We start from the raw sequence: 13928 nt of genomic DNA, 5'->3' as shown, positions 1-13928 counted from the left end.
TTGGCTCCGGCGACGACCCGCGCGGGGGCCGAGCGCGGCGGCTCCGTGCTGGCCTTCTGCGCACTGTCGGCGAGCTACTTCGCCCACATCGGCTTCTTCAACCCCTACCTGCCGCTGTGGCTCAAGGACATGGGCTTCGGCCTGCTGGCCATCAGCGTGCTCACCTCGGTGCAATCGGCCACGCGGCTGTTCGCGCCCTACGGCTGGGGCTGGCTCAGCGACCACACGGGCGAGCGCGTGCGCCTGCTGCGCCTGGGCTCGGCGATCGCGCTGCTGTTCTCGCTCGGGCTGTGGTTTCCGCTCAGCGGGCCGCTGCTGTTCGCGGTGCTGCTGGGCATGTTCACCCACACCAGCGGCATGATGCCCATGAGCGAGGCCGTGCTCGCGCAGATCGTGAGCCGCGACGGCCGATTCGACCCGCGGCGCTATGGCCGCGTGCGCGTGTGGGGCTCGATCGGCTTCCTGCTGACGGTGCTGCTCGCGGGCGCCTGGTTCGACGCCTTCGGCATGGGCAGCTTCGCGGCCTGGACCTCGCTCACGCTCGCGGCCGTGGCCCTGAGCACCTGGTGGCTGCCCGACCACCGCGAGCCCGCCGCGCACGAGCAGCGCCCCGAGCCCATCGGCCCGGTGCTGCGCCAGCCGCGCGTGCGCTGGTTCTTCGCGGCGGTGTTCTTCCACGTGCTGGCCCACGTGTTCGTCTACGTGTTCTTCTCGCTGCACCTCGATGCGCAGGGCTACGCCAAATCGGCCATCGGCCTGTTCTGGGCGATCTCGGTGCTGATCGAGATCGGCTGGTTCTTCACCCAGGGCCGTTGGCTGCCCGCGCTGCGGCTGCCGGGCTGGCTGGTGCTCGCGGGCGTGCTCATGGGGCTGCGCATGGCGGTCACCGCCACGCTGCCCGCGGTGTGGCCAGTGCTGGCGCTCGCGCAGCTGCTGCACGCCATCACCTTCGCGGCCCACCACACGGTGTGCATCGCCTGGATCAGCGAGCACTTTCCAGGCCGCCTGCGCGGGCGCGGGCAGGCGCTGTACGCGGTGATCGGCTATGGCCTGTCGGGCGTGAGCGGCGGGGTGCTGGGCGGGCTGGTGTCGAGCCGCTTCGGCCTGTCCAGCGTGTTCTGGCTCGCCAGCGCCTGCGGTTTTGCCGCGGCGCTGTGCGCGCTCAGGGTGCGGGCGTTGACGCGAGCCAGCGGCGCAAGGGGTTGAAGCCCGTGACGAGCGCGGTGGCCACCAGCACCAGCGCGCCGCCCACGAAGATCCCGCTGGAGAGTTCTTCGCCCAGGAACAGGTGGCCCCAGGTGACGCCGAACACCGGGATCATGAAGGCCGGGCTGATGGCCGCCACGGGCGAGACCTGGCGGATGATGCGCAGGTGGATCCAGTAGGCCACGCCCGAGGTGACCACGCCCAGCACCAGCACCGAGAGCATCGCCGCGGGCGTGAACTGCGCCTGTGGCAGGGCCCAGAGCGCGCCCGGCGCGAGCACCACCAGCGCGGCCAGATGCAGGCCGCCGGCAATGGCCAGCGGCTCCATGCGCGTGGTGGCGCGTTTCATGAGCGGGGTGGACGCGCCGTAGCAGGCCGAGGCCACGATGCAGGCCAGCACGGCGAGCACCGTGGGACCGTCGAGCCGCACCGGGCCAAGCTGCACGATCAGTGCCACGCCCGCGAAGCCCACGGCGCAGCCGAGCAGCTTGCGCACGGTGAGCGTGTCTTCCTTGAACCAGGCCGCGGCCAGGGTGCCGAACAGCACCGCCGTGGTGTTGAGCAGCGCGCTGTAGCCTGCCGGCAGGCGCAGCGAGGCCCAGGAGTACAGCAGGAAGGGCAGGGCCACGGTGAGCATGCCCAGCAGCCCGAGTTCGCGCCAGTGCCGCCAGGGCCAGGGCTGGCGCAGCGCGCGCATGATGCACATCAGCGCCACGATGGCCAGCGACACGCGCAGGCCGGCCAGCGTGAGCGGCCCCAGCAGCGGGGCCGCGATGCGCAGGAACAGGAACGAGCTGCCCCACAGGGCCGACAGGCCCACGAGCTGCGCGAAGTGGCGCGTCTTCACCGCGCAGCGGACTTGCGGACCAGCCCCTCGATGGCGAGCTCGTAGCCCGCGATGCCCATGCCCACCACGATGCCCGCGGCCACGGGCGAGATGTACGAGTGGTGGCGGAAGGCTTCGCGCGCGTGCACGTTGGAGATGTGCACCTCCATCACGGGCAGCGGCGCCACGCCGGCGATCGCGTCGTGCAGCGCGATGGAGGTGTGGGTGTAGGCGCCCGGGTTCATCACCACGCCCAGCAGCTCGCCGGCCTTGAAGCGTCGGCCCGCGGCATGGATGGCGTCGATCAGCGCGCCTTCGTGGTTGCTCTGCAGGGCCTCGAGCGTGTGGCCATGGCGCGCGGCGGCGGCACGGCAGTTGGCCTCGACGTCGGCCAGCGTGGCCGCGCCGTAGGTGCCGGGTTCGCGCGTGCCGAGCAGGTTGAGGTTGGGACCGTTGAGCAGCAGGATGGCGGGCATGGGTGGTGTCTCCTCGGGAATCGATCAAGCTTAAACCAGCGGGGCCCGCGGCCGGCTCAGGCCAGCGGCACCGTGAGCGCTTCGATCACCGCTTTGGTGGATGGGCGCACACCGCGCCACCACAGAAAAGCCTCGGCCGCCTGCTCCACCAACATGCCCACGCCATCGGCCAGGGTCTGCACGCCGGCCTCGCGCGCCTGGCGCAGGAACGGGGTGAGCCCCTTGCCGTACACCATGTCGTAGGCCAGCGCGCCGGGTGCGAACAGGCCCGCGGGCAGCGGCAGCGCCTCGCCCGCGAGGCCGGCCGAGGTGGCATTGATCACCACGTCGAAGGCCTCGCCCGCGAGGTCGGCGTAGCCACCGCTCTGCAGCGCGGCGTGGGCCGCGAAATCGGCGCGCAGCGCGTGCGCCTTGTCGGCGCTGCGGTTGGCCACGGCCAGCAGCGCCGGGCCCTGCTGCGCGATCGGCAGCAGCGCGCCGCGCGTGGCGCCACCGGCGCCCAGCAGCAGCACGCGCCGGCCTTTCAGGGACCGGCCGAGGTTGACCTGCAGGTCGTTCACCAGGCCGATGCCGTCGAAGTTCTCGCCCAGGATGCGATGGCCCTCGAACCTGAGCGCGTTGGCCGCGCCGGCCAGGCGCGCGGCCTCGCTCGGATGGGTGGCGAGCTCGCAGGCCTGCAGCTTGAAGGGCAGGGTCACGTTGACGCCGCGGCCGCCCTCGCGGCGGAAGGCCTCGACCGTGGCGGCGAAGCCGTCGAGCGGGGCTTCGATGGCCGTGTACGTGAGCGACTGCCCCGTGGCCTGGGCGAAGGCGGTGTGGATCTGCGGCGATTTGCTGTGCGAGATCGGGTGGCCGATGACGGCGTAGCGGTCGGTCATGAAGGCTTTCGGGGGGCAGGGTCTTGGGCGAACCCGCCATTGTCACGCAGCGCACGGCCGGACAATCGCGCCCATGAACACCCCACGCCTCAAGATCGATTTCGTCTCCGACGTGTCCTGCCCCTGGTGCGCCATCGGCCTGGGCGGGCTGGAGCAGGCCCTGCAGCGGCTGGACGGCGAGATCGGCGCCGACATCACCTTCCAGCCCTTCGAGCTCAACCCGCAGATGGCACCCGAAGGCCAGGACATCGGCGAGCACCTGGCGCAGAAGTACGGCAGCACGCCCGAGCAGCAGGCGCAGATCCGCGAGACCATTCGCGCGCGCGGCGCCGAGGTGGGCTTTGCCTTCAACCCCGCGGGTCGCGGGCGCATCTGGAACACCTTCGACGCGCACCGCCTGCTGCACTGGGCCGCTGAAGAAGGCCAGGCCGGCCAGCAGACCGCCTTGAAGAAGGCGCTGCTCGCGGCCTGCCACACGCGCAGCGAGGCCATGGGCCACCCCGAGGTGCTGCTGGCCTGTGTGCGCGAGGCGGGGCTCGACGAAGCGCGGGCCCAGACCATCCTGGCCAGCGACGAATTCGCCGCCGAGGTGCGCGAGCGCGAGCAGTTCTACCTGTCGCACGGCATCCACTCGGTGCCCGCGGTGATCATCAACGACCGCCACCTGATCTCGGGCGGCCAGCCCGCGGCGGTGTTCGAGCAGGCGCTGCGGCAGATCGCCGCTGGCCAGGTGGGCTGACGCCGCTCAGCGCCCCAGCTGCGTCAGCGCCGCCTGCAGGCCCGCGAGGCCGCCCACGCGCTGGTCGTTGATGAAGATCTGGGGCATCTGCCGCACCGAGGGACCGCACTTGGCGTAGAAGGCCAGGCGCTCGGCCTCGTCGTCGATTCGGATCTCCTCGAAGTCCAGCGAGCGGGACTTGAGCAGCATCTTGGCGGAATCGCACTGCGGGCAGGCGGACTTGGAGTAGACGGTGATCTTGAGGCTCATGGCGCACGAGTGTAGAGCGCTGGCGCCGGCCCCACGGGGCGTATGGGGGCGAATCCGGGTAGGCACGCGGCGGGTCGGCCCGCACAATCGCGGCCCATGAAAATCAAGCCCACCCCCCTGACCGCTGCCGTGGCGGGCGCCGCTGCCGCGCTCGCCTGGCCCCTGATCGCATCGCACTCGGGCACGCCCGGCGGCTCGTGGGGCATCGATCTCATCGTGCTCACGCTGCTGGCCATCGCGCTGCCGGCGCACCTGCTGGTGGTGGGCTTCGACCGCCCCGCGCCCGGCGCCGAGCGCAAGGTGGACACGGCGCTGCTCAAGCGCATCGCGGTGTGGCTGGCGGTGGCGCTGGGGGTGACGCTGCTGCGGTCGGCGATGGGGGGGTGAAGCGCCGGGCTCAGGCGGTCTCGCGCTGGGCCAGGGCGCGCGCGATCCGGTGCTTCTTCACCGTCGGCCGCGGCACCGGGTAGGGCAGGTGCTCGAACCAGGCGCGCACGTCTTCGTCGAGCCCGGTGCCGTGCATGTAGTTGTAGAGCGCCTTGCGCAAACCGATGCCCAGCGCGTCGTGGTCCACGCCGGTGGGGTCGATGAATCCGATGTCGTTCTTGGCGAACGTCACCTCGGGCAGCGGGATCAGCTCGATGCCATAGGCCTTGGGGTCCAGCCCCACCGGCGAATGCACGGTGCACGAGAAGCGGTGGAAGAAGCCGCTCTGGATGCAGCCGTTCTGGAACAGCTGGCGCACGTATTCGAGCGCGTCCACCGTGTCCTGCACGGTCTGGGTGGGAAAGCCGTACATCAGGTAGGCGTGCACCAGGATGCCGGCGTCGCTGAAGCCCTTGGTGACGCGCGCCACCTGGTCCACGGTCACGCCCTTTTTCATGAGCGCGAGCAGCCGGTCGCTGGCGACTTCGAGGCCGCCGCTCATGGCGATGCAGCCGCTGTCGGCGAGCAACTGCGCGAGCTCGGGCGTGAAGGTTTTTTCGAAGCGGATGTTGCCCCACCAGCTGATGGGCAGTTCGCGCCGCAGCAGCTCTTCGGCCAGGGCCTTGAGCGACTTGGGCGGTGCGGCCTCGTCGACGAAGTGAAAGCCCGTCTGGCCGGTTTCTTCGACGATGCGCTCGATGCGGTCGGCCAGGGTGCGGGCCTCGGCGGTCTCGTAGCGGCCGATGTAGTCGAGCCCGACGTCGCAGAAGCTGCATTTCTTCCAGTAGCAGCCGTGCGCCACGGTGAGCTTGTTCCAGCGCCCGTCGCTCCAGAGCCGGTGCATGGGGTTGAGCATGTCGAGCAGGCTCAGGTAGTCGTGCAGCGGCAGGCCGTCCCAGGTGGGCGTGCCCACGTCTTCGAAGGGCACATCGGGCTCGGCGAGGTTCACGTACTTCACCGCGCCTTCGGCGTCGCGCACGAAGCTGCGCACCAGGCGCTGCGGGCCGCGGCGGCCCTGCAGGTGTTCGATGAGTGCGAGCAGCGGGCGCTCGCCGGCGTCCAGGGTCACGACGTCGACGAAATCGAACAGGCGCGGCTCTTTGAGCTCGCGCAGCTCGGTGTTCACATAACCGCCGCCGAGCGCGATGGGCAGCTGCGGCCAGCGCGCCTTGATGGCCTGGGCGATGCGCAGCGCGCCATAGACCGCGCCCGGGAAAGGCACCGAGAGCAGCACGAGCTGCGGCGCGTGGCGCTCCAGGGCCTCGAGGGTGAGCGATTGCAGCAGCGTGTCGATCAGCGTGGGCGGTGCGGCCAGGGCCTGGGCGAGCGGCTCGAAGCTGGGCTGGCTGCTGGCCAGCGATTCGCCATAGCGCACGAAGGCGAAGCGCTCGTCCACCGCGTCGCGCACCACGTCGGCGAGGTCGTCGAGGAACAGGGTGGCGATGTGGCGCGCGCGGTCTTGCGTGCCCAGGGCGCCGAAGGCCCAGCCCAGCGGATCGCCGCTGCCATCGCCGTCGTCGCCGCTGAGGTGGCCGTACTGCTCGAGCGCCGCGAAGCGCGGGCCTTCGGGCAGCAGCTCGCGCGCGGCGATGCGGTGCGCGAGCGTGCCGTCGCGGCCCTGCAGAAACGCGATGGTGGGCGCGATGCTGCGGCGGTAGCGCGCGAACTGGTCGAGGAAGGCGTGCACGCTGGCCGTGCGCTGCACCTCGGGCAGGGCGAGCGCGCGCTCGCGCACGGCGTCGAGTCCGGCGGGCGTGAACAGGCGCAGCACCAGGGCCAGCGCGAGGTCGGTCTGCACGGCGTCGATGCCGCGCGAGCGCAGAAAGCCCGTGAGGTAGGCGGTGGAGGGGTAGGGCGTGTTGAGTTGCGTCATCGGCGGGATGACGCTCAACACCCGAAAGGCGGGCGCGTTCATGGCAGGCAGGGCGAGGGCGGCAGTGTACGGCCGCCCCGCCGCGCCCGCGCGCCCCGGGTCAATCGGCGAGCTCGCCCACGGGCACGCAGCTGCAGAACAGGTTGCGGTCGCCGTAGACGTTGTCGACCCGGCCCACGGGCGGCCAGTACTTGTTGTGGCCGCGCGCGTCGAGCGACGCCGCACCGACCTCGCGGCCGTAGGCGTGGGCCCAGTCGCCCTTGAGCAGGCTGGCCGCGGTGTGCGGCGCGTTCTTGAGCGGGTTGTCGTCCTGCGGCCATTCGCCCTGCTCGATGCGCGCGATCTCGCCGCGGATGGCGATCATGGCGTCGATGAAGCGGTCGAGCTCTTCGAGCGTTTCGCTCTCGGTGGGTTCGACCATGAGCGTGTTGGCCACCGGGAAGGACAGCGTGGGCGCGTGGAAGCCGTAGTCGATCAGGCGCTTGGCCACGTCTTCGGCCATCACGCCGCTGCTGTCTTTCAGGTCGCGCAGGTCGAGGATGCACTCGTGCGCCACGTGGCCGTTCGCGCTCGCGTACAGCGTGGGGAAGTGGTCTTTGAGGCGCGCGCTGATGTAGTTGGCCGAAAGGATGGCCGCCTCGGTGGCGCGCTGCAGGCCCTCGGCGCCCATCATGCGGATGTACATCCACGAGATCGGCAGCACCGCCGCGTTGCCCAGCGGCGCCGCGGAAATGGCGCCCACGCCGTTCACCGGCAGGCCGCCGGCCGCGTGGCCGGGCAGGAAGGGCACGAGGTCTTCGACCACGCACACCGGACCCACGCCCGGGCCACCGCCGCCGTGCGGGATGCAGAAGGTCTTGTGCAGGTTGAGGTGGCTCACGTCGCCGCCGAACTCGCCGGGCGCGGCCACGCCCACCAGGGCGTTCATGTTGGCGCCGTCGACATACACGCGCCCGCCGTGGCGGTGCACCAGCGCACACAGCTCTTTCACCTGGGTCTCGAACACGCCGTGCGTGCTGGGGTAGGTGATCATCACCGCGGCCAGGTTCGCGCTGTGCTGTTCGCACTTGGCCTGCAGGTCGGCCAGGTCCACGTTGCCGTTGGCGTCGCACTTGGTGACCACCACCTGCATGCCCACCATCTGCGCGCTCGCGGGGTTGGTGCCGTGCGCGCTGCTGGGGATCAGGCAGACGTTGCGGTGGCCTTCACCGCGCGCGCGGTGGTAGGCCTGGATCACCAGCAGGCCCGCGTACTCGCCCTGCGAACCCGCGTTGGGCTGCAGGCTGATGCCCGCGTAGCCCGTGGCCTCGCACAGCCACTGGCGCAGCTGCTGGTCGAGCAGCGCGTAGCCCTGGCGCTGGTCGGCCGGCGCGAAGGGGTGCACGTGCGCGAACTCGGGCCAGGTGATGGGGATCATCTCGCTGGTCGCGTTGAGCTTCATGGTGCACGAGCCGAGCGGGATCATGCTGCGGTCGAGCGCGAGGTCTTTGTCGGACAGCGCGCGGATGTAGCGCAGCATGCCGGTCTCGCTGTGGTGGCTGTTGAACACCGGGTGCGTGAGGAAGTCGCTGGTGCGGCGCAGTTCGGCGGGGATCAGCGGCTCCACGCCCTTCTCGAAGGCCTCGAAGTCGGGCAGGGCCTGGCCGTCCTTGGCGAAGATGGTCCACAGCAGCGCGATGTCTTCGCGCGTGGTGGTTTCGTCGAGCGTGGCCATCACGTACTCGCCCCAGGCGCGGCGCAGGTTCACACCGTGCGCCACCGCGCGCGCCATGAGCGCCTCGGCCTCGGCCGCGCCCACGTGCAGGCACACGGTGTCGAACACACCCTGCTCGCCATGGTGGGTGTTGGCGTGGCCGAGCTGCGCCAGTCCGCGCGCCAGCACCGCGGTGTAGGCGGCCACGCGCTGCGCGATGCGCTTCAAGCCCTGAGGGCCGTGGTACACGGCGTACATGCTCGCGATCACGGCGGGCAGCACCTGCGCGGTGCAGATGTTGCTCGTGGCCTTCTCGCGGCGGATGTGCTGCTCGCGCGTCTGCAGCGCCAGGCGGTAGGCGGGGTTGCCGTGCGCGTCCACGCTCACGCCCACCAGGCGGCCGGGCAGGCTGCGCTTGTACTCGTCGCGGCAGGCCATGAAGGCCGCGTGCGGGCCGCCATTGCCCATGGGCATGCCGAAGCGCTGCGTGGTGCCGACCACGATGTCGGCGCCCATCTCGGCCGGCGTCTTGAGCAGCGTGAGCGCGAGCAGGTCGGCGGCCATGATGAAGGCCGCGTGTTTGCCGTGCACGGTGGCCGCGTCCTGCGTCCAGTCGTGCAGCCAGCCGCTGGAGGCGGGGTACTGCGCGAGGGCCGCGAAGTAGTCGTCGGCGGCAAGCAGGCGGTCCCATTCCTCGCCCGACATGGCCACGCGCACCTCCAGGCCCAGCGGTGCGGCGCGGGTCTGGATCACCTCGATGGTCTGCGGGTGCGTGTCGCCCGAGACCACGATGGCGTTGCCGCGCGCCTTCACCGAGCGCTTGGCCAGGGTCATGGCCTCGGCCGCGGCGGTGGCCTCGTCGAGCATGGACGCGTTGGCGATGGCCATGCCCGTGAGGTCGGTGACCATGGTCTGGAAGTTCACCAGCGCTTCCATGCGGCCCTGCGAGATCTCGGCCTGGTAGGGCGTGTAGGCGGTGTACCAGGCCGGGTTCTCGAGGATGTTGCGCAGGATCACGCCCGGCGTGTGGGTGCCGTGGTAGCCCTGGCCGATGAAGCTCTTGAGCAGCTTGTTCTGCTGCGCAATGGCCTTGAGCTCCGCCAGCGCCGCGGCCTCGGTCACGGGCGCGGGCAGCTTCATGCCCTGGCTGCGCGCGATGCTGCGCGGCACGATGCTGTCGATCAGCGCGCGGCGCGAGGCCTCGCCGATCACCGACAGCATGTGGGCCTCGTCGGCCTCGGTGAGGCCGATGTGGCGGGCGACGAACTCGCTGGCGTTCTCGAGTTCACCCAGGGGTTTGACGGCGGGCATGAGCATGGCTCGGGCTTTCAGGCAGGGGCGGTGGTCAGTTGTTCGCGGCGAAGGCGTCGTAGGCGGTCTTGTCGAGCAGCGCGTCCACCTGCGAGGCGTCGCTGAGCTGCACCTTGAAGAACCAGCCGGCGCCCAGCGGGTCGCTGTTGGCGAGCGCCGGGTCGGCGCGCAGGGCTTCGTTGACCTCGGTGACGGTACCGCTCACGGGCATGTAGACGTCGGCCGCGGCCTTCACCGACTCGACCACGCCGGCCACGTCTTTCTGGGCAAAGGCCTTGCCCACCTCGGGCAGTTCGACGAAGACCACGTCGCCGAGCGCGTCCTGCGCGTGGTGGGTGATGCCGACCGTGGCGACGTTGCCGTCCACGGTGATCCATTCATGGTCTTCGGTGTACTTGGTGGTCATGAGGAAAGCTCCTGGGGGATGAGGGGAAGGATCAGCCGCGGTGGTAGCGGTTGGGCACGAAGGGCATGGGCGCCACCACCATGGGCACGGCCTTGCCGCGCACCAGCGCGTTCACGCGGGTGCCGGGGGCGGCGAACGCCGGCGGCAGGTAGCCCATGGCGATGGGCTGGTTGATGGTAGGGCCGAGCAGGCCGCTGGTGACTTCGCCCAGTCGCTCGCCCGCTTCGCTCTGCAGTTCGGTGTGCTCGCGCACCGGCACGCGCTCCTGCGCGATCAGGCCCACGCGCACGCGCTCGGGCGGGGCGGTGCCGTCGAGCTGGGCGAGCACGCGCGCAGCGCCCGGGAAGCCGCCCGCGCGCGCGCCGCCGCTGCGGCGCACCTTCTGCATGGCCCAATTCAGGCCGGCTTCCACGGGCGTGGTGGTGGTGTCGATGTCGTTGCCATAGAGGCACAGGCCGGCTTCGAGGCGCAGCGAGTTGCGCGCGCCCAGGCCGATGGGCTGCACCTCGGGCTGCGCGAGCAGCGCGCGCGCGAAGGCCTCGGTGTCGGCCGCGGCCAGCGAGAGCTCGAAGCCGTCTTCGCCGGTGTAGCCGCTGCGCGTGACGAACAGCGGCCGGCCCTGCCATTCGAAGGCCGCGCCGGTCATGAACACCAGCTTTTCCACGCCGGGCAGCAGGCGCTGCAGCGCGGTCACGGCCTGCGGGCCCTGCAGCGCGAGCAGGCCGCGGTCGAATTGGGGTTCGATGGTGCAGCGCTGGCCGATGCGCTGCTGCATGTGCGCGAGGTCGCCGTGCTTGCAGGCGCCGTTGACGATCACGAACAGGTGGTCCTCGCGGTTCACGAACATCAGGTCGTCGACGATGGTGCCCTCGTCGGTGAGCAGCAGGCCGTAGCGCTGCTTGCCCGGCGCCAGGCCGATCACGTCGACCGGCATCAGGCTTTCGAAGGCGGCCGCGGCCTCGGGGCCCGACAGGCGCAGCTGGCCCATGTGCGACACGTCGAACAGGCCGGCGGCGTTGCGCGTGTGCTGGTGCTCTGCCATGAGGCCCGCGGGGTACTGCACCGGCATGCTGTAGCCCGCGAAGGGCACCATGCGCGCACCGAGTTCGAGGTGCAGTGCGTGCAGCGGGGTCTGGAGAAGTTCGGTGGAGGACAAGGCGGACTCGCTGGCAGGGCAGGCCCCTCGCGGGGCGAAACACGGCGTGCCGTGTGCTGCCCCGCTGTCCGCTTTACCTGAGAGATTCACGCGGGCGATGCCGCGCTTGCTCCTTCGGTGGGCCGCATCGTGTGGGGCCTCTCTCCAGGGGGGATCGCCTGCCTTGCGGCGGGCGTTTGCCAGTCCTTTTGCCTGAGCGTTCGGGGCCGTTGCGGCCTCCTGCGCCTTCGGCGGCTCCACGCGGGAGCTCTCTCCTGAGCAACGCCGCGGATTCTAGTGCAGTCGACGCGGGTGGCGTTGCTCAGACCCCGAGCGGGGCCGATTCCGGCAGCAGTTTGGCCAGCCGCGCGCTGACCGCCAGCGCCCGCTCGCGGCCTGCGACGCGCTCGATCTCGGCCAGCATCTCGCGGCCCACGGCGACCATGCTCGGGGCGTCGCGCGCTTCACGGAGTGCGTCGCGCAGGCGCTCGGCCATCTGCCGGTCGCGCGGCGCGAACATGCGGTCCGAGAGATCGAACAGGAACATGCGCGCGCTGGCCAGCGAGCGCGGGCCGCTGAAATCGTCGACCGAGCCCTGCACCGCGAGGCCCGGTGACGGGGCCGGGGCGGGCGGCGGGCGGTCGTCCAGCAGGTAGCCGCCCGCGATCAGCGATTCGACGATGGCCTTGCCGTCGCCGTGGAAGAGGGCATGCAGCGAGGCGGTGGATTTGCGGCCGTCGGCCACGAGCAGGATCGCGCGCTCGCGCTGGCCCAGGGTGCGCTGGCCGGGTTGCAGCTCGGCCCGGCCCTTGTCGGTCTTGTTGAGCATGGGTGTGGCAGGGAGTGCTACGGATGACGCAGCACTCTGCGCAGGCCGCATGACGTTCGCGTGTCATGCGGGCGCAAAAAAGCCGCCCGCAGGCGGCTTTCGCGGAGGGATGTGAACGAACGCACATCCCGCGCCGCGGCGCGTCACATCCCCGCGTAGTTCGGCCCGCCCCCGCCCTCGGGCGTGACCCACACGATGTTCTGCGTCGGGTCCTTGATGTCGCAGGTCTTGCAGTGCACGCAGTTCTGCGCGTTGATCTGCAGCCGGTCGGCGCCGTCCTCGGTCTTGACGTACTCGTACACGCCCGCGGGGCAGTAGCGGCTCTCGGGGCCCGCGTACTTGGCGAGGTTGATCTTCACCGGCACGCCCGCGTCCTTGAGCGTGAGGTGGGCGGGCTGCTGTTCTTCGTGGTTGGTGTTGCTCACGAACACGCTGCTCAGGCGGTCGAAGGTGAGCTTGCCGTCGGGCTTGGGGTAGGCGATCTTTTCGCACTCGGCCGCGGGTTTGAGGTACAGGTGGTCGGCCTTCTCGCGGTGCAGCGACCACGGCGGGCTCTTGAAGCCCAGGCGCGGCAGCAGCCAGTGCTCGATGCCCACCATGAGGCCGCCGATGAGGTTGCCGTACTTGAACCAGCTCTTGAAGTTGCGCGAGCTCTCGAGCTCTTCGCGCAGCCAGCTCCGGTCGAAGGCCGCGGGGTAGGCGGCCAGTTCGTCGTGCTGGCGGCCGGCCTGCACGGCCTCGAAGGCGGCTTCGGCGCAGAGCATGCCGCTCTTGATCGCCGCGTGGCTGCCCTTGATGCGTGCGCCGTTGAGGTAGCCCGCGTCGCAGCCCACCAGCGCGCCACCCGGGAACACCGACTTGGGCAGGCTCATGAGGCCGCCCGTGGTGATGGCGCGCGCGCCGTAGCTCAGGCGCTTGCCGCCTTCGAGGAACTGGCGGATGCGCGGGTGCGTCTTCCAGCGCTGCATTTCCTCGAACGGGCTCAGCCAGGGGTTGCTGTAGTTCAGGCCGGTCACCAGGCCCAGCGTGACCTTGTTGTCCTCGAGGTGGTAGAGGAAGCCACCGCCGTAGGTGTCGTTCTTCATGGGCCAGCCCGCGGTGTGCACCACCAGGCCGGGCTTGTGCTTGGCCGGGTCGATCTCCCAGAGCTCCTTCACGCCGATGGCATAGGCCTGCGGGTCCTTGCCTTCGTCGAGGTGGAACTTGGCGATCAGCTGCTTGCCCAGGTGGCCGCGCGCGCCCTCGGCGAACACGGTGTACTTCGCGTGCAGCTCCATGCCGAGCTGGAAGTTCTCGTTGGGCTGGCCGTCCTTGCCCACGCCCAGGTTGCCGGTGGCCACGCCCTTGACCGAGCCGTCTTCGTTGTAGAGCACTTCGGCGGCCGCGAAGCCGGGGAAGATCTCCACGCCCAGGGCCTCGGCCTGCTGGCCCAGCCAGCGCACCACGTTGCCCAGGCTGATCACGTAGTTGCCGTCGTTGTGGAAGTTGTTCGGGATCAGGAATTTCGGGGTGTCGAAGGCGCCCGTCTCGGTGAGCCAGAGCAGCTGGTCGTCGCTCACGGGCTGGTTCAGCGGCGCGCCATCGGCCTTCCAGTTGGGCAGCAGCTCGGTGAGGGCCCGGGGATCCATCACGGCGCCCGAGAGGATGTGCGCGCCGGGCTCGGAGCCCTTCTCGAGCACGCAGACGTTGACCTCGGCGCCCTTCTCGGCAGCCAGTTGTTTCAGCCGGATCGCGGTGGACAGGCCGGCCGGGCCGCCGCCGACGATCACCACGTCGTATTCCATGGCTTCGCGGGGGCCGTACTGGGCCAGGATCTCGTCTTGCGTCATGGGGTCTCGCTCATAATGGTTGGCACACCCCCCGGATGCCCGCCTTTGCGGC

The 13928-nt window shown here is 70.5% G+C and carries 13 protein-coding genes and 2 riboswitches; of the genes, 3 read left to right on the top strand and 10 right to left on the bottom strand.

The features are described from left to right. Positions 1–1206: an MFS transporter gene (locus WDZ95_RS12665; protein ID WP_425778901.1), complete on the top strand. Its 1206-nt coding sequence runs from the start codon at positions 1–3 to the stop codon at positions 1204–1206. On the opposite strand, the gene WDZ95_RS12660 is transcribed toward WDZ95_RS12665, so the two are convergent. The 3 genes from WDZ95_RS12660 to aroE are packed head-to-tail and all read right to left on the bottom strand — an operon-like array spanning position 1163 to position 3386. Continuing rightward, positions 1163–2053: a DMT family transporter gene (locus tag WDZ95_RS12660; RefSeq protein ID WP_425778899.1), complete on the bottom strand. Its 891-nt coding sequence runs from the start codon at positions 2051–2053 to the stop codon at positions 1163–1165. The two genes, WDZ95_RS12665 and WDZ95_RS12660, sit on opposite strands and share 44 nt — an antisense overlap. Further along, on the bottom strand, positions 2050–2508 hold the full coding sequence (gene aroQ, locus WDZ95_RS12655; RefSeq protein WP_425778897.1) for a type II 3-dehydroquinate dehydratase: 459 nt from the start codon (positions 2506–2508) through the stop codon (positions 2050–2052). Before aroQ ends, WDZ95_RS12660 begins: the two co-directional genes overlap by 4 nt. A 56-nt stretch (positions 2509–2564) precedes the next feature. Beyond that, the gene (aroE, locus tag WDZ95_RS12650) at positions 2565–3386 is read right to left on the bottom strand and encodes a shikimate dehydrogenase (protein WP_425778895.1); all 822 of its coding nucleotides are present in this window, start codon (positions 3384–3386) and stop codon (positions 2565–2567) included. A 73-nt stretch (positions 3387–3459) separates the two neighbouring features. On the opposite strand from aroE, the gene WDZ95_RS12645 reads away from it, so the two are divergent. Then, the gene (locus WDZ95_RS12645) at positions 3460–4125 is read left to right on the top strand and encodes a DsbA family oxidoreductase (protein WP_425778893.1); all 666 of its coding nucleotides are present in this window, start codon (positions 3460–3462) and stop codon (positions 4123–4125) included. Between the two features lie 6 nt (positions 4126–4131). Here WDZ95_RS12645 and WDZ95_RS12640 read toward each other — a convergent pair whose 3' ends face one another. Further along, positions 4132–4374, bottom strand: coding sequence for a glutaredoxin domain-containing protein (locus tag WDZ95_RS12640; RefSeq protein WP_425778891.1), 243 nt, complete (start codon positions 4372–4374; stop codon positions 4132–4134). Between the two features lie 96 nt (positions 4375–4470). Here WDZ95_RS12640 and WDZ95_RS12635 point away from each other — a divergent pair, with 96 nt between their 5' ends. Next, positions 4471–4761, top strand: a complete 291-nt coding sequence (locus WDZ95_RS12635) for a hypothetical protein (protein WP_425778889.1) — start codon at positions 4471–4473, stop codon at positions 4759–4761. Positions 4762–4771: 10 nt separating this feature from the next. Here WDZ95_RS12635 and WDZ95_RS12630 read toward each other — a convergent pair whose 3' ends face one another. From WDZ95_RS12630 to WDZ95_RS12605, 6 genes are all read right to left on the bottom strand, one after another. Then, on the bottom strand, positions 4772–6715 hold the full coding sequence (locus tag WDZ95_RS12630; RefSeq protein WP_425778887.1) for a B12-binding domain-containing radical SAM protein: 1944 nt from the start codon (positions 6713–6715) through the stop codon (positions 4772–4774). Positions 6716–6773: 58 nt separating this feature from the next. Next, entirely contained in the window at positions 6774–9683 is a 2910-nt protein-coding gene (gene gcvP / locus WDZ95_RS12625) for an aminomethyl-transferring glycine dehydrogenase (RefSeq protein WP_425778885.1), read from the bottom strand. A gap of 28 nt (positions 9684–9711) precedes the next feature. Next, on the bottom strand, positions 9712–10083 hold the full coding sequence (gene gcvH, locus WDZ95_RS12620; RefSeq protein WP_166224955.1) for a glycine cleavage system protein GcvH: 372 nt from the start codon (positions 10081–10083) through the stop codon (positions 9712–9714). A 31-nt stretch (positions 10084–10114) separates the two neighbouring features. Further along, positions 10115–11239 (bottom strand): glycine cleavage system aminomethyltransferase GcvT, encoded by a 1125-nt coding sequence (gene gcvT, locus WDZ95_RS12615; protein ID WP_425778883.1) that lies wholly within the window; start codon positions 11237–11239, stop codon positions 10115–10117. A gap of 54 nt (positions 11240–11293) precedes the next feature. Beyond that, positions 11294–11397: riboswitch (glycine riboswitch) on the bottom strand. Between the two features lie 13 nt (positions 11398–11410). After that, positions 11411–11506: riboswitch (glycine riboswitch) on the bottom strand. A 34-nt stretch (positions 11507–11540) separates the two neighbouring features. After that, complete coding sequence (locus WDZ95_RS12610; protein ID WP_425778881.1) at positions 11541–12047, bottom strand: hypothetical protein; 507 nt, start codon at positions 12045–12047, stop codon at positions 11541–11543. 143 nt (positions 12048–12190) lie between these two features. Next, the gene (locus WDZ95_RS12605; protein WP_425778879.1) at positions 12191–13876 is read right to left on the bottom strand and encodes an FAD-dependent oxidoreductase; all 1686 of its coding nucleotides are present in this window, start codon (positions 13874–13876) and stop codon (positions 12191–12193) included. Positions 13877–13928 lie beyond the last annotated feature (52 nt).

This window comes from Hydrogenophaga sp. T2, from assembly GCF_049843535.1.
Classification (GTDB): domain Bacteria; phylum Pseudomonadota; class Gammaproteobacteria; order Burkholderiales; family Burkholderiaceae_C; genus Hydrogenophaga; species Hydrogenophaga crocea.
Note: the sequence above shows the minus strand (reverse complement) of the source record. Positions and strands in the feature narration are given on the sequence as shown.